The 18,458-nt window shown below is 50.8% G+C and carries 17 protein-coding genes; 12 read left to right on the forward strand and 5 right to left on the reverse strand.

The genetic code is table 11. The features are described 5' to 3' along the window. Positions 1-395 precede the first annotated feature (395 nt). Together ABEA14_RS07560 and acnB are read left to right on the forward strand one after the other, a co-directional pair. A complete protein-coding gene (locus ABEA14_RS07560; protein ID WP_345339296.1) occupies positions 396-2,243 on the forward strand; it encodes a cyanophycinase in 1,848 nt (615 codons plus the stop codon). Positions 2,244-2,719: 476 nt separating this feature from the next. Beyond that, positions 2,720-5,314 carry a bifunctional aconitate hydratase 2/2-methylisocitrate dehydratase gene (acnB, locus tag ABEA14_RS07565; RefSeq protein WP_345339297.1) on the forward strand — a complete coding sequence of 865 codons (2,595 nt, stop codon included), beginning with the start codon at positions 2,720-2,722 and terminating at the stop codon, positions 5,312-5,314. A 249-nt stretch (positions 5,315-5,563) separates the two neighbouring features. Here acnB and ABEA14_RS07570 read toward each other — a convergent pair whose 3' ends face one another. The 5 genes from ABEA14_RS07570 to msrP form a co-directional block, all read right to left on the reverse strand. Next, positions 5,564-5,863: a hypothetical protein gene (locus ABEA14_RS07570; protein WP_345339298.1), complete on the reverse strand. Its 300-nt coding sequence runs from the start codon at positions 5,861-5,863 to the stop codon at positions 5,564-5,566. 118 nt (positions 5,864-5,981) lie between these two features. Further along, a complete protein-coding gene (locus ABEA14_RS07575) occupies positions 5,982-8,072 on the reverse strand; it encodes a hypothetical protein (RefSeq protein WP_345339299.1) in 2,091 nt (696 codons plus the stop codon). 362 nt (positions 8,073-8,434) lie between these two features. Further along, entirely contained in the window at positions 8,435-8,986 is a 552-nt protein-coding gene (locus ABEA14_RS07580) for a peroxiredoxin family protein (protein ID WP_345339301.1), read from the reverse strand. A gap of 98 nt (positions 8,987-9,084) precedes the next feature. Continuing rightward, positions 9,085-9,696, reverse strand: a complete 612-nt coding sequence (gene msrQ, locus ABEA14_RS07585) for a protein-methionine-sulfoxide reductase heme-binding subunit MsrQ (protein ID WP_345339302.1) — start codon at positions 9,694-9,696, stop codon at positions 9,085-9,087. Next, positions 9,696-10,700, reverse strand: a complete 1,005-nt coding sequence (msrP, locus tag ABEA14_RS07590) for a protein-methionine-sulfoxide reductase catalytic subunit MsrP (RefSeq protein ID WP_345339303.1) — start codon at positions 10,698-10,700, stop codon at positions 9,696-9,698. Before msrP ends, msrQ begins: the two co-directional genes overlap by 1 nt. A gap of 211 nt (positions 10,701-10,911) precedes the next feature. On the opposite strand from msrP, the gene ABEA14_RS07595 reads away from it, so the two are divergent. From ABEA14_RS07595 to ABEA14_RS07640, 10 genes are all read left to right on the forward strand, one after another. Next, positions 10,912-11,913: an adenosine deaminase gene (locus ABEA14_RS07595; RefSeq protein WP_345339304.1), complete on the forward strand. Its 1,002-nt coding sequence runs from the start codon at positions 10,912-10,914 to the stop codon at positions 11,911-11,913. A gap of 72 nt (positions 11,914-11,985) precedes the next feature. Beyond that, a complete protein-coding gene (locus ABEA14_RS07600; RefSeq protein ID WP_345339305.1) occupies positions 11,986-12,480 on the forward strand; it encodes a gamma-glutamylcyclotransferase family protein in 495 nt (164 codons plus the stop codon). A 140-nt stretch (positions 12,481-12,620) separates the two neighbouring features. Further along, a complete protein-coding gene (locus tag ABEA14_RS07605; RefSeq protein ID WP_345339306.1) occupies positions 12,621-12,911 on the forward strand; it encodes a BufA1 family periplasmic bufferin-type metallophore in 291 nt (96 codons plus the stop codon). A 6-nt stretch (positions 12,912-12,917) separates the two neighbouring features. Then, positions 12,918-13,829 carry an MbnB/TglH/ChrH family RiPP precursor modification enzyme gene (locus ABEA14_RS07610; RefSeq protein WP_345339307.1) on the forward strand — a complete coding sequence of 304 codons (912 nt, stop codon included), beginning with the start codon at positions 12,918-12,920 and terminating at the stop codon, positions 13,827-13,829. Then, positions 13,829-14,695: an HvfC/BufC family peptide modification chaperone gene (locus ABEA14_RS07615; RefSeq protein WP_345339308.1), complete on the forward strand. Its 867-nt coding sequence runs from the start codon at positions 13,829-13,831 to the stop codon at positions 14,693-14,695. The genes ABEA14_RS07610 and ABEA14_RS07615 overlap by 1 nt, the downstream gene beginning before the upstream one ends. Continuing rightward, complete coding sequence (locus ABEA14_RS07620) at positions 14,685-15,161, forward strand: RNA polymerase sigma factor (protein ID WP_345339309.1); 477 nt, start codon at positions 14,685-14,687, stop codon at positions 15,159-15,161. The genes ABEA14_RS07615 and ABEA14_RS07620 overlap by 11 nt, the downstream gene beginning before the upstream one ends. Further along, positions 15,158-15,796 (forward strand): hypothetical protein, encoded by a 639-nt coding sequence (locus tag ABEA14_RS07625; protein WP_345339310.1) that lies wholly within the window; start codon positions 15,158-15,160, stop codon positions 15,794-15,796. Before ABEA14_RS07620 ends, ABEA14_RS07625 begins: the two co-directional genes overlap by 4 nt. Before the next feature lie 70 nt (positions 15,797-15,866). Beyond that, positions 15,867-16,235, forward strand: coding sequence for a YacL family protein (locus ABEA14_RS07630; RefSeq protein WP_345339311.1), 369 nt, complete (start codon positions 15,867-15,869; stop codon positions 16,233-16,235). A 239-nt stretch (positions 16,236-16,474) separates the two neighbouring features. Further along, positions 16,475-16,813: a P-II family nitrogen regulator gene (glnK, locus tag ABEA14_RS07635; protein ID WP_345339312.1), complete on the forward strand. Its 339-nt coding sequence runs from the start codon at positions 16,475-16,477 to the stop codon at positions 16,811-16,813. A 42-nt stretch (positions 16,814-16,855) separates the two neighbouring features. Then, positions 16,856-18,121, forward strand: coding sequence for an ammonium transporter (locus tag ABEA14_RS07640; protein WP_345339313.1), 1,266 nt, complete (start codon positions 16,856-16,858; stop codon positions 18,119-18,121). Positions 18,122-18,458: the final 337 nt, after the last annotated feature.

Here is an 18,458-nt window from a genome sequence, read left to right on the forward strand (position 1 = left end):
TTGATCCAAGGCGCGGTGTTATTTACCAGTTTCAAGACAGAGCCATCCTGAAAGCAGCATGCGCCAAAGGGCCGACGGATCGGTTGCGTAAAAAATCAAATTGGGTTGGATAAGGAGACGCCGCGTTATCCAGACACGCCTGAGGCTACGAGGGGATCGCAGTCAGGAAATCGTGTGCTGTCTATTCGTCAAACCACTCGCTGAGATAGAAACTCTGGTAATGGTAGTTTGACAGTGATATCGCTTTTTTCAGCATCGGCTGATATCTCCATCAAGGGCTGACAAACCTGATTGGTCCGTCTAATTATTACCAATAGCAGCGTTGTTGCACGTATGTCAAGAAGATGTTAATGCTGAATTAACGCGTTCTAAAGTTACCTGTAATGGATTAAGTTATGCGACCAATTGCGTCGAAAATGGGGTTAAATGCTCTGATTTTCAGTTTTATTTCATTGACATTGTCGGCAACGTCTGTGAATGCCGAGGAGTCTGAGTATCGTTTGTTGCTTGCCGGTGGCGGCCTGGCCACCTGCAGCTCTATAGCTTTGAAAAATTGCACAAAACAGGGTGAAGAAGCGCTGTCAGCAGTGGCGGCAAAAACCACCATGGTGATTTCTATCTCATCTAAGTCGATTGATAGTTTAGAGGTTGGGCGTTGGTGGCTTCCTGAAAGGGAGGAGATAAAACGGAAGTGGCTGGCCTTGTTGAGAAAGATGGCGGTGGAGGCCAAAACCAATCAATTGCCAAAGCGTGGTTTTATCGATCACATTAAGGCTTCAGAGGTGACCCTCAGCGGTAAAACGGTAAAGGGCCGCGATTTGATTAATCAACTGACAGATGCGGAATGGTTTGCGACTCTCGACACGCTTGAGGTACCCCAATTTCGCGATGGTCAACGAAGTCAGGAAGTGGTGGCACTGCAATACAACAAAAATCCGTTTTCAGTGGAGATCTACCAGCAGTTTATCCAGATGGCCGAGCAGGTGCGGGCCAAACGGCTGGGTGTTGAGGGGCAGGAAACCGCCCCCAGAGTCGGGGTTGTCACCGCTTCCAGTCGAGATCCATTCGAAGCGGTAGATTTTTATACCGGCGTATTTGCTGCCGCCGGGGCTGAGGCGATTTGGATCCCTATCGATGCAGCGTTACTCGCGACACTTTCTGATATGGCGCCGGATAGATGCGAAAAGCTGGCTAAAAATCGAGAAAACATTCTTAAAAGCTTTAATCGTGCAGCGATATACCCTTCACTGGTAACGCGACAAAAACAGCTGTGTGAAAAGCCTGAACGTATACTGTTTCAGCTCTCACAGCTCGATGGCTTGTTCTTTAATGGTGGTGATCAAAGTCTGACCCGGGCTGCATTTGTCAAACCCGATGGCAGTGATAGCGAATGGTTGGCATTGATACGTAAGCGATATGAAGCGGGCGAACTTGCGCTGGGCGGCACCAGTGCAGGCACCGCGGTCATGAGCGGCGCTGAGGGGCAAACAAGCCCGGTGATGATATCCAATGGTCGTAGTTATGCAGGATTAACCCATGGGGCCATTGGTGTGGCGCCTCCTTCGGCGAGGTGTGCAGAGCAGTCCTGCAACGAGGCCACGACAGCGCCCGATGCGTTGACGTATCAACCGGGTGGTGGCCTTAAATTTTTCCCTTGGGGCGTGATGGATACCCACTTTTCCGAACGAGGACGGCAGGGGCGTTTAATGCGCCTGGCCAGTGATACGCAATCTCGTTGGGGGGTGGGGGTAGATGAAGCAACCGCGCTGCTGGTGGCGCCGACCAAAACTGGCGCAGATTTTCGTGTGATTGGCCAGGGGGGGGTGTACTGGATCGATACTGCGACCACAGAGCGTGTTGAAACGCCCCGAGGCCTGAAACTTAAGCAGGGAATTAGTTACTACCTGACACGGGATGATCTTGCGTCTATGTCATTGCAAAGCGACCTGAGTGTGACCTTTGCACCCTGGAAAAAGCCTGTTGCCCAAGAGAGTGCTATCAGTAAGCGAATGACCTCAGAGGATGTACTGGAGGGAAGTCATTACAAACAGCTGGCAGAGGCTTTCTGTTACAGCAGTTCAAACAAAGCCAATGGTCGCAGCTACAAACGGGATCCTGAGTGGTGGCTGACACTGGAGAAAGTGAAACAAACCAAGAGCTCCGTGGCGGAGGTTGATGTGAATGGCCAAAAAGCCCGTTGGTGTAGCTATCAGAACCTGGTTGTGAGCTTCGAACCCCGTTAACCGTTTCCGTTCAGGCCCTGATACCAATCCGAATAAGAATATGCTCTACCAGCGGGAATTTAAATCACTTTAGGCAAGGCAGGTGATGGAAGGCATAGTTGTTCTACGCCGAGGTCAGCTAACGCTGCATAAAGTGATTTAAAACCCGCCCTAAGGGGAAGTCTGGGCAAGCACACTCCTGCGTTGCAGCCATTTGCAAGGGAACAACCATTGCGGCATGACTGCGCCTTGAATTGAACTTGCCCAGGCTTCCTGGTTGACCATATATTTATGCGGATTGGTATGATTACAATTTCTCCCTGTGGTTTGGGGTCTGAACTTCTTTCAAACGACCGTTTGAAAGTTCACCTTGTGAGCAAAACTCTATATACTGCCCGCACCCCTTAGAGCCAAGCCCTAAAGGGATCATAATAACAATACCATCAGGGATTGTTGCTGGAGCAGGCAACACTTAAAGCTAACAAGAGGAACTCACCGTGTTAGAAGCCTACCGTAAACACGTTGAAGAGCGAGCTGCTCAAGGCGTTGTTCCCAAACCACTGGATGCTGATCAAACGGCCCAACTGGTTGAATTACTGAAAAATCCACCTGCAGGCGAAGACGCTGTGCTTCTCGACCTGCTTGAAAACCGAATTCCCCCTGGCGTAGATGAAGCGGCTTATGTTAAAGCCGGCTTTCTGGCCGCAGTCGCCAAAGGCGAAGCCAGCTCTCCCATCGTGGATGCAAACAAGGCAACTGAGCTGCTGGGCACCATGCAAGGTGGCTACAACGTTCAGCCACTGATTGACTTGCTGGATATTGAAGCGCAGGCGCCTTTGGCTGCCAAAGCGCTGGCCCATACCCTGCTGGTATTTGATGCTTTCTACGATGTTGAAGAGAAGGCAAAAGCAGGAAACAGCTATGCCAAGCAAGTAATGGAATCCTGGGCTAATGCCGAGTGGTTCCTGAGCAAGCCTGAAGTACCTGAGCAGTCCAAACTGACTGTGTTCAAGGTGACTGGCGAGACCAACACTGATGACCTGTCGCCAGCACCTGATGCCTGGAGCCGTCCAGATATCCCACTGCACGCATTGGCGATGTTGAAAAATGCCCGTGACGGCATTGAGCCAGATGAAGCCGGCACTATCGGTCCAATGAAACAGATCGAAGCGTTACAAGCCAAGGGCAACCCACTGGTGTACGTGGGTGACGTGGTTGGTACCGGTTCTAGCCGTAAATCAGCGACCAACTCTGTGCTTTGGTTGATGGGCGACGACATTCCAAACGTGCCTAACAAGCGTGGTGGCGGCTTCTGTCTGGGTGGCAAGATCGCACCAATCTTCTTCAACACCATGGAAGATGCCGGCGCACTACCCATCGAGCTGGACGTTTCTGAACTGAACATGGGCGATGAGATCGTTATCTATCCTCATGCCGGTAAAGTTGAGAAAAACGGCGAAGTGGTCTCAACCTTCGAGCTGAAAACCGACGTGTTGCTTGATGAAGTGCGCGCTGGTGGCCGTATTCCATTGATCATCGGCCGTGGTCTGACTGACCGTGCACGTGAAGCGCTGGGTCTTGAGCCAAGCGACGTGTTCAAGCGTCCTGCAACTGTCGCTGATACAGGCAAGGGGTATACCCTGGCACAGAAGATGGTGGGTAAGGCATGTGGCGTTGACGGCATCCGTCCGGGTCAATACTGCGAGCCTAAGATGACCACAGTAGGTTCTCAGGACACCACAGGTCCTATGACCCGTGATGAACTGAAAGACCTGGCATGTCTTGGTTTCTCTGCCGATCTGACGATGCAGTCTTTCTGTCACACCTCAGCCTATCCTAAGCCGGTTGATGTTGTGACTCACCACACCCTGCCTGACTTCATCATGAACCGTGGCGGCGTTGCACTGCGCCCTGGTGACGGTGTTATTCACAGCTGGCTGAACCGTATGTTGCTGCCTGATACCGTAGGTACAGGTGGTGACTCTCATACGCGCTTCCCACTGGGCATCAGCTTCCCAGCTGGCTCTGGTCTGGTTGCGTTCGCTGCGGCGACAGGTGTTATGCCTCTGGATATGCCTGAGTCTGTACTGGTGCGTTTCAAAGGTGAGATGCAGCCGGGCGTGACCCTGCGTGATCTGGTACATGCGATTCCACTGCAAGCGATTAAAGAAGGTCACCTGACGGTTGAGAAAGCGGGCAAGAAGAACATCTTCTCTGGCCGTATTCTTGAAATTGAAGGCCTGGAAACGCTGACCGTTGAGCAGGCATTCGAGCTGTCTGATGCCTCTGCTGAGCGTTCTGCTGCTGGTTGTACCATTAGGCTGGATAAAGCGCCGATCATCGAGTACCTCAACTCTAACATTGTGATGTTGAAGTGGATGATCTCTGAAGGCTACGGTGACCGTCGTACCATTGAGCGTCGTATTAAGGCGATGGAAGCTTGGTTGGCTGATCCTCAGCTGATGGAAGCAGACGCTGATGCGGAGTACACCACAGTGATCGAAATTGATCTTAACGAGATCAAAGAGCCGATCCTGTGCTGCCCGAATGACCCAGACGATGCCAAGACCCTGTCTGAAGTGGCGGGCGAAGGTATCGATGAAGTGTTTATCGGTAGCTGTATGACCAACATTGGTCACTTCCGTGCGGCAGGTAAACTGCTTGAGAAGTTCCAGGGGCAACTGCCTACGCGTTTGTGGGTTGCACCACCGACTAAGATGGATGCCAGCCAGTTGACCGCAGAAGGTTACTACAGCATCTACGGTAAAGTCGGCGCACGCACAGAATCGCCGGGTTGTTCTCTGTGTATGGGTAACCAGGCGCGTGTAGCAGACAATGCGACAGTTGTGTCAACTTCTACACGTAACTTCCCTAACCGTTTGGGTACTGGCGCTAACGTGTATCTGGCGTCTGCGGAGTTGGCGGCAGTGGCTGCAATTATCGGTAAGATCCCTAACGCCGAAGAATATGCAAGCTATGCCAAGTCCATTGATGCGACTGCTGAGGATACATACCGTTACCTCAACTTCCATCAGATGGAGCAGTACACCAAGAAAGCTGACGATGTGATCATGCAAACCGCTGAGATCTAATGTTATCCAGATCGTTGATATGAAAGAAAAAACCTCGCTTAGGCGAGGTTTTTTTATACCCAAAGGGCACGCTGTGTTCAGTACGAACGGCCAAAAATTGCTCCTGCATTTTCGGCATTTCTGCCGTCCATGGCGGTCGTATGTCGCGGGCACAGGGTACCCAATACACTACGTGGGGCATGCTAAAGTGCAGGAGCGACGATACCCAAAGGGCACGCTGTGTTCAGAACCGGGGTTGTTTTGTCGCCACTAATGCAGCGTTTTCAACTTCTCACTGGCACCGGCCAGGTCCGCATCCGTATTTCTTTTTAGTGAACCAAGTGCTTGGTTCACATCGACATTTTCCTGCTGGCAGATGTTAAATGCCAAAAAGAACTTACGCTTTCGATCGCCATGTAGTGGCTCATCCTGCGCGTCCATTAATGCAGCTTCACATTGGTGGTCAATATTGACTTCGGTTAGCACCCGCTCGTCAGAAATCTGCGCAACACTGTAGCCAGGCAGAAGCAATATGGCTAAGTAACTGAGAGTAAAAGATAATTTTTTCACTGCCTGCCTCAAGGTTAAAGTAAGGTTAAAAAACCATTAAAAACAATAAGATAAAGGCATGAATTATATCATATGAAATTGCCTGGCAACTAAGCTGTGAGCCATTGCCGGGAATACCCTACCAACGTATACCGTCCAGGCGCAGTGGTCGGTTAGACGCCAGCGGGGTCAGGCTGGGATAGCGGGTAACCAGTTGTTGGAACCGCTGTGGCCGCAGAAATTTCAGTGCAGCCATTCGGTTCAGGTGGCTTTCCCTGACTTCCACCTGGCGCAACAGCATAGGCATCTGAGCTAGCCAAAGAGGGTGGGTTCCATCCTCAGCAAACTGTTCCAGAAGTGCATCGAGCGGATCGCTGGATCTGGGCTCCAGGGTTTCAGTCACTGCTTGTTCGACAAGCCAGAATGACAGTTCCGGATAGCCATTTTGGATGGCAGAAAAACTGAGTGGCCGACCGGCTGCGTCATAGTAGTTATTCAGGTCCAGGCCTGCATTGTTCAGCGCTCTGAGTGTGGTGAACTGATTGAAACTAACCATGGCTACGACTTCATCATATTGAGGTAGGAAGCCCAGTCCTACCAACACATTGAGTTCTGGAGAGGTTCCGTTGGCATCTACCCGACTATAAGCCATCTTGAAAAGGGCGTTCAGCTGAGGTTCCGACAGGTTGTTATTGGTGAGGTAGTCACGTAGCTGTAAGCGCCAATCAGTTTCTGATTGTTGAAGTGCTTGCAGTAAGGTAACAAAGTCCGGGCTGGTCAGTTCGTCCATACTGCTGCGTCGACTTTCACTATCCTGATATGGCTCTTCAGGAGTCATGCTCAGCAGCCGGGCATCGACCAAGCTGGGATCTTTGGCATACAGGTCATCCAGTAACCTCTCCTCGGCTTCGGGGGCAACGGAGTCCAGCGATTTTAGTTCGTCAAAGCTGTCAAACGCCTGCCATTGCGCTGCATCATGACCCAACAAGCGCTCTAGGGTTTCCGCGCAGGCGATCTCAATACGCTCGGCATCTTTTATCTGTTCCAACGATTTAAAGCTTACCGAGAGTTGCTCTCTGAGTAGCTGTAACCGTTGCAATTGCTCCCCACTCAGCGCCGATTCGATGTTACGTTGGGGGATCTCTAATCCCGCCAACAGAGCCGCAGTTTCTTCCGTCAGGTCCTGGTTCCAGGCCCATAAATGCATAAGGTCGTAGTTGCCATCTGGTCTTCGAACAGAGGCGCTATCCCCTTGGTCAATCAATAGTTCGATGATAGAACCATAGCTCTGCTGAAACATTGTTGGATCAGCAGAATCAAAACGCGCCAAGCCTGCCAATGCATGTTCCAACGCAGTGGCTTCATCAGGCCCCGCGTCAACCGTGGCCCCGAGGTCAAATGCCTGCTGCAGTAACAGCATATCTCCTTGCTGCGCAGCTGCTCTTAGCAGCCCGCCTGGTTCATAAAACCCCTGGCTGACCCCTTCTCGATACTTTGCGAGCCAGGGAGAACTGTTCAAACTGGCCTGATTACCGCTATCCATTAATAACAGACTGATCAATTCATCTTCGCTGGGCTGATATCGTTCCGATATCGCCTCAAGCAGGGAGTTAGGGAAGCGGTTGCCACGATCCAGCATCAGCATCACACCTAAGGTGCGATTGAGTTTGAAAGCAGGGGGATCAATTTCTACCCCCGGTAATACCGACCATTCATTGATCGGGTAAGAGAGATCGATATCACCGGATTCAATATCACTGAGCAAGCCTTCCCAATCCTGTGCCGCAACGCGTTGCTTTAATCGACCTATCAGGGCTAATTGCTGCACATCTGGCAGTTCGACCTGATTTTCCAGCGCACTTTCTGGTGTGCGACTGAATTGCCACAGCTCGTGGGGTTGAAGACTTTGCTTAAGTAGTTGCAACGCACCCACACTCAGCCCCTCATCAATTGCCAGCGTTAACTGGCTATGGATGGTTTCTCCTGCTTCTACGGATGCCTGATAGAAGGAAAGCTCAGAGGCTTCGCACTCTGCCTGCGCCTTCAGCACGGTTTCCAACGGTTTGTTGCTGCTGTTTTGAACCGCGTCTTCAAGCGGTGTGGAATCATTGGGTAACAGTGCGGGGTTGATAGACGGGCGAGGCGGAAGTGATGTCGGAGCCAACAGCAGGTAGCTGACAAAGCCAAGTAACAGGATACCCAGAATGATTAGGCCGCGGAGCAGGGACATGGCAATTCCGTTTGTTCTATACCAATTCGAATAAAAATTTGATCTACCAGCGGGAGTTTAAATCTCTTTAGGCAAGGCAGGTGATTGAAGGCATAGTTTGTGCTACGCCGAAATCAGCTAACGCTGCATAAAGAGATTTAAAACCCGCCCTACGGGGAAGTCTGGGCAAGCCCACTTCTACGTTACAGCCATTTACAAGGGAGCGACCATTGCTGCATGACTGCGCCTTGAATTGAACTTGCCCAGGCTTCCTGGTTGACCATATATTTATTCGGATTGGTATTACCGCCGATATTAGCATGGCGTGCGGCGGCGGATATTGCCGCCGTCACAATCCGGAAATTTTGCCAGCGTTTATGTCACTATGGGTTCACAAGTGTTTTAACAGCATTCCTCAATGCTTCATCGTTCGGATCCGAGGTGTTTGTTGCATAAACCACCCGACCCGCTGTATCGATAAGAAAGGTGGTGGGGGTACCTCTGACACCATAGTTTGCAGCGACTTGCTCTCCATTAACTGCAGTTGGGAATGTAATTCCGCGATTTGCCAGAACTTCACCGGGTGTTGCGTCGTCATCTTCTCGAAAACTGATCGCCACCGCCTGCAACCCTTGTGACTGATACTGCTGATAAAGGGCGTCTAAACCGGGCTGTACACGTTTGCAGTATGGGCACCAGGTAGCCCAAAAGTGCAGAATAAGCGGCTTGCCACGATAATCAGATAGCGCAACAGGCTTGCCCTGTTGCGTGGTCAGCTGCCAGTCAGGTGCGACTGGTAAAGCGGTTTTTTCCGCTTGATCTGCAAATGCTGCCATTGAGGTCACCAGCAGAAGGCCGGTAATCATGCCGCTATAAATGCTGCCAAGAGTGCCGCGAAATTTTAATGAGAAGATGGATATGATCCAGCCTTGCATAAAGTGTTACTCCGGTGAGGTACAGTTATGCAAGTGGACAGGATTGTCTGCAGAAAACTTTCAACTGATCTAAAACAAACAGCAAAGGTCAACAGACCCTAGGCTTTTCGCTTAAGGCCTCTTTTCAACTTCTCTTTCCTCAGCCAAAGCAGAAAGGCGGTAATGGCAAAGTAAATCAGAGGTTCACCCAGGTAAGCTTTCACCGACCAGTAGAAGTGAACAACGATGACGGGTAGGGCGAGGTAAATCCAGTTATGCAGACGTTGCCAGGACCTGCCCATGCGACGTTGCATCGCCTTTGTTGAAGTGATGGAGAGTGCCGCCAACAACAGAAATGCAGCCATTCCCAACGTGATGTAGGGGCGTTTAACCACTTCGGATAAAAAGAGGCCGAAGGCCAACTGTAGATCAAACCAAAGAAAACTGAGGATGTGCAGGGCAGCAAAGAAAAATGCATACAAGCCCAACAAACGGCGGGTCCTGAGCCACATGGGCTCCTTCAGCCATCGGCTGACCGGTGATACACACAAGGTAAGAACCAGCACATTGAGCGCTGACATACCATAGAAGTGAATTAGCTCTTTGACTGGGTCGCCGCCAAACTGGTCAGTGGCAGCCAGATAAAACACCCAGCCTGCCGTTAACAGGCAGGCGAGGTGAATAACGGTTTTGAGAAAATAAAGTCTAGGTTTTGAATTCAGCAACTGCATCAATAGTACTTGCTCAGATCCATGTTGTTATAAAGCGCAGCCACCTCGCCCGCATAGCCATTAAACAGCTGGGTTGGTACTCGCTGTTGGTCAAACAGACCACCGGAAGTAAGTAATCGCTCACTGGCCTGGCTCCACCTTGGATGGCTCACTTTAGGGTTCACATTGGCATAAAAGCCATATTCGTGAGGCGCAGACAGATTCCAAGTGGTGGGTGGCTCATGGTTGGTAAAGCTGATCCTGACGATCGACTTAATACTTTTGAACCCATACTTCCACGGTACTACCAGGCGCAACGGTGCACCATTTTGTGGTGGTAGTGTTTTACCGTAAACACCCACGGCCATCAGCGTGAGGGGGTGCATCGCTTCGTCAATTCGCAGCCCTTCGACATAGGGGTATTTTATGCCGCCACCCTGCCACGGATTACGTTGGCCCGGCATCTGGTCTGGATCATAAAGTGTCTCAAACGCGACGTATCTGGCTGATGAGGTTGGCTTAAAGCGTTTCAGCAGTTCGGCGAGTGGAAATCCAACCCAGGGGATCACCATCGACCAGGCTTCGACGCAGCGCAATCGATAAATCCGCTCCTCCAAATTTATCCACTTCATTATCTCGTCGAAGTCGAATGTCCCAGTTTTTTCAGCTTCGCCGTCGATGGTCACTTTCCATGGCGAGGTGCGGAACTGTTGAGCGTTGTTAGCTGGGTCGGCCTTGCCTGTGCCAAATTCGTAGAAGTTGTTGTAGCTAATCACTTTCTTTTCGGCGGTTAACACTAAATCCTTTGGTCTGGGCTCAGGCTTGAACTGCAGTATCTGACGGGGAGCTGCGGCCTCTTTCTCGTCATCGCCAAACCATCCGAGTGCGTTGGCTGCCGGAGAGAACGTCGTAGCGGCACCGGCGCCTGCCATCAATTTGATAAACTGGCGGCGCTGCCTGTAGAGGCTTTCATCAGTGACGTCAGCTTCAGTTGGCTGGTGTGGTTTGGGAACGCGAATAAGCATACTGGCTCCAAGTCAGATACAGAAAATGGGCTTGGTGTTCTCATTTCTTAGACCGTATTACGTGCCATAATCTTTCTTGTGGCGACAAATTAATTCATCTTGGTCAGTGACAATCTGTGATCGTCATCATCAACTTATACGGTACTTTACGGCAGGCTAGCCCACCTGTTTTTCTTGTTATTCCTTTTTTCCTGATCCACGGGAGTTTTGTATGGATCCTGTCACCCTAAAGCTGTTACCCAAAGCCGAATTGCACCTGCATATTGAAGGCACACTTGAGCCTGAACTGATGCTGCAGTTGGCAGCAAAAAACCAGGTGGCGTTGCCCTATGCCGATATTGATGAGGTGAAGGCGGCCTATCAGTTTGGTTCACTGCAGGATTTTCTGGATCTCTACTACCAGGGGATGTCGGTCCTGCAAACCGCTGGGGATTTCTACGATCTGACCTGGGCCTACCTGGAACGCTGCCGTGAAGAGGGCGTCGTTCATTCCGAGATCTTTTTCGACCCTCAAGGGCATACCAGCCGTGGTATTGGTGTGGATATAGCGATTGATGGCATTACCAGAGCCCTGGCTCAGGCCCACAGTGAATGGGGTTTGACTGCATGTTTGATCCCCTGCTTTTTGCGACACCTGAGTGAAGAAGATGCACTGGAAACCTGGGAAGAGTTACAACCGCATCTGAGTCATTTTACTGCGGTGGGATTGGACTCTTCTGAGCTGGGCCATCCGCCAGAGAAATTTGAGCGTGTGTTTGCCAAAGTGCGAGAAGCGGGATTAAAAGTGGTTGCCCATGCGGGTGAAGAGGGACCTGCCAGCTATATCTGGGGAGCATTGGACCTGCTCAAGGCTGATCGTATCGACCATGGTGTTCGTTGTTTGGAAGACGCCGAGCTGGTTGAGCGACTAAAAGCTGAGCAGATCCCCTTGACAGTATGTCCTTTTTCCAACGTTAAGCTATGCGTTTTTGAAAACCTGCAAAGCAGCAATGTCAAATCCCTAATGGATGCGGGTTTGTGTGTGACTCTGAACTCAGATGATCCGGCCTATTTTGGTGGTTATCTCAATCAGAATGTGCTGGAGACGGCGGCTGCGCAGGGATTATCAGATTCTGAAGTCAGACTACTGCTGGCTAACAGTATTAAGGCGAGCTTTCTGCCTGACTCAGAAAAACAGCGACATTTGGCGGCTCTTTCTTCTTCGACAGATTAGCGCTGCTAAAGCGTTCTTTGCTGTTGTCTGCGAGTATCTAAAAACGAGAGCTGGCGAGAGGAGGTGCACCGCATGCTCTATTTTGCTTATGGCTCCAATATGTCATTGCCGCGCCTGAAGGCGCGGGTTAGCTCTGCAGTATCGATAGGCCATGCCATGGTGTTGGGCCACCAGCTGGCCTTCCATAAGATTGGCCGTGATGGTTCAGGCAAATGTGATTTGGTGCCAACTGGCATTGAATCCGACCTTGTTCATGGCGTGCTATTTCAGTTTGATCGTAAGCAGAAAGCGTTACTGGATCAGGCAGAGGATCTGGGCCGTGGTTATGCTGAGATCCAACTGGACGTGCTCACCAATGGTGAGCGGGTGACAGCCCACTCCTACCAAGCGATCCCCAAAGAACCCTCGTTACTGCCTTTTGACTGGTATCTGGAACACCTGCTATTTGGCGCCGAAGCCGCTGAATTGCCGTTGGTGTATCGTTGCTGGTTGCAACAGGTCGAATTTATCAAAGATATCGATCAGCGCAGAGCTAACCGCGAACGCGCGGTTTATCAACTTGATTAACCCCCGAACGGCATTCCCGAATTTTCTTTCATTCCTTTTTTCTCGCCGACTTTGCAAAAAGTTATCAGTAAAAACGCAATCAGATCCCATCCTATTTCGTCTTTGTCAGTGCAATCGCAACCATTTATCGGAGAAAGACAATGAGCAAAGCAAAAACGGTAAGCACCGCCCTGGCAGGTATTGTGGCTGCCAGTTTCACTTTGGCGACCGGACAGGCACTGGCGGTACCTGATCAACCTGAAAACTGGGAGAAGTGTGCCGGTGTAGCCAAGAAAGGGATGAATGACTGTGGAGCATTGGATGGCTCTCATGCCTGTGCTGCACAAGCGCCAGTGGACAACAGCCCCAATGAATGGGTTTACGTGCCAGAAGGAACCTGCAAGAAGCTGGGCGGCAAAGTTGCCAAAATCAAACCAGCAAAAAAAGCGTAATCGCGTATGAGCGGGTTTGAGTCAGGCGGCGTTTTTAATGGGAAAACGGCCGCCTTTAATACAAACAGGGATGGTGCCTATCCTCCACGTCTGCAAAGCTTGGCTGATAACGCCGTCGCGTCCATCAGTCTGCGGGAGCAGCATATGGCTGAGCTGTTATCAGCGGACCATCCCCTACCGTTTGTTGAGATCCTGGCGGATAACTTCTTGGCGATGCGAGGTGTGCACTATCAGATGTTACAGGCGGTGGCGGAACGTTATCCGGTGGCGTTGCACTGTGTTGGCATGTCTGTGGGATCAGAGGTCAATTCCGCTTATCTGATGCGAGTGGCATTGATGGCAAAAGAACTGAACGCCATTTCTGTGTCGGATCATTTGAGCTTGAGTCAACTGCCTGGCGCTGTTGTACATGACCTACTGCCAATCTGCTATCAGGAGCCAGTCATTAGCGGTATTTGTGCAAACATCAAGCGAATTCAATCGCAACTTGAGGTGCCTTTTTTACTAGAAAACGTTTCTCGGTATACCACTTATCGAGACGACAATATTCAAGAGGGTGAACTGTTTCACCGTCTGCATGATGCCACCGGCGTTGGCATGTTATTAGACGTGAATAACGTATACGTCACTGCCCATAATCTGAATCTGGATGCTGAATTGTTGCTGCTGAGCTACCCCAGGCAAGCGGTATGTCAGTATCACTTGGCTGGGCATCAATCCCGGCCACCACTGTTAGTCGATACCCATGGCTCCCACGTATGTGCAGAGGTGTGGGAGCTATATTTGAAAGCGATCGCGCATTTTGGTGGTCATCCAACCATCATTGAATGGGATAACGACATACCCCCGTTGGTAGAGTTGCTGACCAGCGCCGATCGAGCCCAACATCTTATGACACCTGTGGCAGGAGTCGCCTGATGCAGAGCGAGCCAGATAGAGAAAAAGAGTGGATTAGAGCGCCAGCCACTTGGTTTTCAACGCACGGTTGTGACGGTTTTTCTGAGACCACTGGCAGAGACAGTCTTCATACCTGTCGAACGGAGGCGGCCATTGATGTCTATCGACAGAATGAACGTGGAGTACTCATTCGTTCGGTGATGGCAGCTTACCCTTTGATGTCACCTTTATTGGGCGAGGCGCAATGGCACACCATGGTCGGTCATTACTGTGAACAAACACCCGCTCCCGTGCTACTGGAGCATGCGGGGGCTCGTCTGCTGCCATGGCTGATAAGCCAAACCAGTGGTAGGGCTATGCTTGCTGACTATCGATTTCTGCCTGCGCTGATCCGGCTGCAATGGGCAAGGCATTGTGCTTATCACTGTTGGCGAATGATTCCGATAGAGCCCACTAGTGCGGCGGCATGGTTATCAAGCTGGCTTTCGAGCCCGCCAACAAAACGGGCGCAGATGCCGCCACCGCCTTGGCAGGTCAATTCGGCTTTGTCATTGGTGACCAGTCGTTACCCTCTAGTAGAGATCGTGGACTGCCTGACATTGCTGTCTCAAGGCAAACAGGTTGAGCTTGATATAGACGTTGGTGAGCGTCAAACCCTTGCTGTCTGGGCGACTGAGGTAGGTGTGGAGGAGAGGTTGGTGACAACGTCGGAGCTGAAGTTATTGGCGTGGTTGAAACGCCCATCTAACGGATGTCGTCTATCAGAGGCGGCGCTGACAAGTTTGTTGCAACCATTGCCCCAAGTGATTGAGAGTGGCTGGTTGGTTGCGCCTCAGGCGGATTTAAGTGCAGAAATGTCTGTTGCAGGAGCGCACTATGCAATTTGATGCCACGCTGCTTAATCGCCTATTTCGCTATGGATTCGCCTTTACTATGCAGCGAGAGGCTGCACTGGATTTGGTGCAGCAAGCCTGTGAAAAAGCGTTAAAACAGCCACCGGATGATAAACGCAAACTGGAGGCCTATCTGAAGGTGATTGTGCGCCGCCTCTATTTGGATGGGTGGCGTCAGCAACAACAGTATCCGCTGGAACTGTTTACTGAAACAGAGGTGGTGGATGATGAGGCCTCTATTGAGCAATTGATGGTGGACCAACAGCAATTGAGTCGTTTGATGCCCATGTTGTCGCCACAGCAAAGGGAATTGATCTATTTGTGGGCGGTGGAAGGATGGACTATCGACGAAATTGCCGAGCAGTTGGGTGAACCTCGGGGCACTTTGTTGGCAAGGTTGCGGCGGGTGCGTGAGCAATTATCACGCTTGCCGGAAGAGAGTTATGGAGTCAGCCGATGAAAAATAGCAAACAGAGCTTTAAACAAGGCTGCCAGTCCTACTTTGAACAGATTGAGCTGTCACCTGCAGAATTGGATCGGCTGCAGGCCCTGCCTGAACGCCAGGGGGCAAAAGGTGTCACTGGCGAACAGCCTTTGTATCAAAAAGCACAACGCCCGCTTTGGCTGGCATGGGCCGCCAGTGTTTTTATATGCGCATTGGCGTTAGCTTGGTGGTTGCCAGGATCTCAATCTCTCAGAATCGATCTCGCGCAGCAGATCGCGGACGAAGTGGTAGCAAACCACATCAAGTTGAAACCATTGGAAGTGGTCAGCAGTGAAATGGGCCAGGTCAAACGTTACTTTACTGAGCTGAGCTTCAACCCGTTTAGTAGCCAACGTTTACTCGGAAGTTGGCAGTTGGAAGGCGGTCGTTACTGCTCCATTCAGGGAATAGATGCTGCGCAATTAAGGTATACCGACAGTCAGGGGCAGCTGCATACTCAGTATCAAGTGCCTGACTCGCCTCGATGGCTGGAGGCATTCGCTTCCGACGAAGGAGCAGGCGGCGGTGTTACCACACGGTTCAGTGCTGGCTACCGTGTTGCAATGTGGCGTGAGAAAGGGGTGTTATTTGCCAATGTTTCAGCGCCTTAATCTCGGCTTTATCAGCACTGGCTAAACGGACTAAAATAGGATCGTATGACCCACTAACATATCGTCTGCCATGGACTTCCAGTTTGTTCGAGATCCTATCACCCACCAACCTATCGCCCGCCTTTCCATGGAGCAGGAAGCTCTGGGCCAATGGCTGACAGAAGAGCTAGCCGAAGACCAGGTGTTATTGGTTGAACTACTTCGACATGCGGAATCAGTGCGCCAACATAAGATGGTTCATTGGCAGCATATTGGCGCAGAAAGCACGCTGATTATGCAAGAAGGGGGAGTTGAGTTGGTGCCGAACCATGATGGTGAGATAGCATTGACCGAGTCTGAGTCAGAGTTGTCTGTGACCGATTGGAATAGCCTAACAGCTTGTGGTATCGAGGATTTTATTCATCTGCTGAAGGCCTGGCAGGAGTACGTTATCTCTTGATCTGCATCAATATAGTGCGGTCACTCTGAACAAAATGTGATCGCACTCCTTTCTGCACCAAAATGGTGAGTTAGCTGCACATAATTTGAACCTCTCAATGCTAACCAGCATGTGTATATGTTGTTTAATTTATTTATCGCAATGATAAATAAGGTTTTTTTAAAACTGGCACAGCCTTTGATAACACTCCTGTCACATATTAGATCAGCGAATATTTAACGTTCCTAGGGAGTGCAGCAATGAAAATAGTCAGTGCAATCATCAAGCCCTTCAAGCTCGATGATGTCCGGGAAGCCATCTCGGAGATCGGCGTTGAGGGTTTGACTGTGACTGAAGTAAAAGGCTTTGGTCGCCAAAAAGGTCACACCGAACTGTACCGCGGTGCAGAGTATCAGGTGGACTTCCTGCCAAAAGTAAAACTCGAGATTGCTACCAGCGACGAACAGGTTGAGCGCCTGGTTGAAGCGATCAGCAAAGCGGCTTACACCGGCAAGATCGGTGACGGCAAAATCTTTGTTTATCAGCTTGAACACGCGGTACGTATCCGTACTGGTGAAGCCGACGGCGACGCGCTTTAAGTCCGGCAGACACTGAATTAAAAGACTCGGGGGAGTTAAACAATGCAAGACCAAATTTTTCAGTTGCAGTATGCAATGGACACCTTTTACTTCTTGGTATGTGGTGCCCTGGTAATGTGGATGGCCGCGGGCTTCGCAATGCTCGAATCTGGCCTGGTTCGTTCTAAGAACACAACCGAAATTCTGACTAAAAACGTCGCTCTGTTCGCTATCTCATGCATCATGTATCTGATCTGTGGTTACCAGATCATGTACGGTGGTGGCTACCTGTTGTCAGGCATCGAAAGCGTTGATGTAGCGGGTGTGCTGGCAGACTCTGCGGAAGCAGGTTTCGAAGGCGACTCAGTTTACTCTGGTGCTTCTGACTTCTTCTTCCAGGTAGTATTCGTTGCGACTGCAATGTCTATCGTATCTGGTGCGGTTGCTGAGCGCATGAAGCTGTGGTCTTTCCTGGCTTTCTGTGTGGTGATGACTGGTTTCATCTACCCAATGGAAGGTGCTTGGACTTGGAACGGCGACGACGTATTCGGCCTGTACAACCTAGGTGACCTTGGTTTCTCTGACTTCGCAGGTTCAGGTATCGTTCACATGGCAGGTGCTGCCGCAGCTCTGGCTGGTGTTCTGCTGCTGGGTGCTCGTAAAGGTAAGTACGGTCCTAACGGTGAAGTAAACGCTATCCCAGGCGCAAACCTGCCGCTGGCGACACTGGGTACTTTCATCCTGTGGATGGGTTGGTTCGGCTTCAACGGTGGTTCTGTACTGAAGCTGGGTGATGTTGCTAACGCTCACTCTGTTGCCATGGTATTCCTGAACACTAACGCAGCTGCAGCAGCGGGTGCGGTAGCGGCTCTGGTTCTGGCTCGCATCTGGTTCAAGAAAGCTGACCTTACAATGGCTCTGAACGGTGCCCTGGCTGGTCTGGTAGCAATTACTGCTGAACCTTCAACTCCGACCGCGCTGGAAGCGTCTATCTTCGGTGCGATTGCAGGTCTGATTGTTGTTGCTTCAATCATTACCCTTGACCGTCTGAAGATTGATGACCCAGTAGGTGCTATCTCTGTACACGGTGTGGTTGGTTTCTTCGGTCTGATCATCGTTCCAATCACTAACTCTGACGTAACCTTCTCTGGTCAGCTGATCGGTGCCCTGACTATCTTCACTTGGGTATTCGTATGTAGCTTGGTTGTCTGGGCTATCATCAAAGCTGTTATCGGTGTACGTGTTACCGAAGAAGAAGAGTTCGAAGGCGTTGATATGGCTGAGTGTGGTATGGAAGCCTATCCAGAGTTCGGCGCTATCAAGAAGTAAGCGTTTCTCAAATAAGCTAGTCCCTTTTAACCCGGCCTTATGGCCGGGTTTTTTATGTTCAGGACGAACGGTATGCCGCGGATACATGGATGTATAGGAGCGGCGATGTTCAGGAAGTACGGCCGAAAATTGCTCTTGCATTTTCGGCATTTCCGCCATCCTTGGCGGTCGTATACCCCGAATACATGGTACCCAAAACTCTTCGTGGGGCATGCCAATGTATAGGAGCGGCGATACCCACTACGCTTCGCGGTGCACGCTGTGTTCAGGAAGTGCGACTTAGCCTTCTAACCGCAACTTATTCTTAAACAAACTAAGTATCCCGCTGCTCTGCTAG

This window comes from Corallincola platygyrae, assembly GCF_039544265.1.
GTDB lineage: Bacteria > Pseudomonadota > Gammaproteobacteria > Enterobacterales > Neiellaceae > Corallincola > Corallincola platygyrae.

Coding starts and splice junctions, on each gene's coding strand:
- ABEA14_RS07560 (WP_345339296.1), top strand. CDS start 396: ATGCGACCAATTGCGTCGAAAATGGGGTTAAATGCTCTGATTTTCAGT.
- ABEA14_RS07575 (WP_345339299.1), bottom strand. CDS start 8,072: ATGTCCCTGCTCCGCGGCCTAATCATTCTGGGTATCCTGTTACTTGGC.
- ABEA14_RS07580 (WP_345339301.1), bottom strand. CDS start 8,986: ATGCAAGGCTGGATCATATCCATCTTCTCATTAAAATTTCGCGGCACT.
- msrQ (WP_345339302.1), bottom strand. CDS start 9,696: ATGCAGTTGCTGAATTCAAAACCTAGACTTTATTTTCTCAAAACCGTT.
- msrP (WP_345339303.1), bottom strand. CDS start 10,700: ATGCTTATTCGCGTTCCCAAACCACACCAGCCAACTGAAGCTGACGTC.
- ABEA14_RS07595 (WP_345339304.1), top strand. CDS start 10,912: ATGGATCCTGTCACCCTAAAGCTGTTACCCAAAGCCGAATTGCACCTG.
- ABEA14_RS07600 (WP_345339305.1), top strand. CDS start 11,986: ATGCTCTATTTTGCTTATGGCTCCAATATGTCATTGCCGCGCCTGAAG.
- ABEA14_RS07605 (WP_345339306.1), top strand. CDS start 12,621: ATGAGCAAAGCAAAAACGGTAAGCACCGCCCTGGCAGGTATTGTGGCT.
- ABEA14_RS07610 (WP_345339307.1), top strand. CDS start 12,918: ATGAGCGGGTTTGAGTCAGGCGGCGTTTTTAATGGGAAAACGGCCGCC.
- ABEA14_RS07615 (WP_345339308.1), top strand. CDS start 13,829: ATGCAGAGCGAGCCAGATAGAGAAAAAGAGTGGATTAGAGCGCCAGCC.
- ABEA14_RS07620 (WP_345339309.1), top strand. CDS start 14,685: ATGCAATTTGATGCCACGCTGCTTAATCGCCTATTTCGCTATGGATTC.
- ABEA14_RS07625 (WP_345339310.1), top strand. CDS start 15,158: ATGAAAAATAGCAAACAGAGCTTTAAACAAGGCTGCCAGTCCTACTTT.
- ABEA14_RS07630 (WP_345339311.1), top strand. CDS start 15,867: ATGGACTTCCAGTTTGTTCGAGATCCTATCACCCACCAACCTATCGCC.
- glnK (WP_345339312.1), top strand. CDS start 16,475: ATGAAAATAGTCAGTGCAATCATCAAGCCCTTCAAGCTCGATGATGTC.
- ABEA14_RS07640 (WP_345339313.1), top strand. CDS start 16,856: ATGCAAGACCAAATTTTTCAGTTGCAGTATGCAATGGACACCTTTTAC.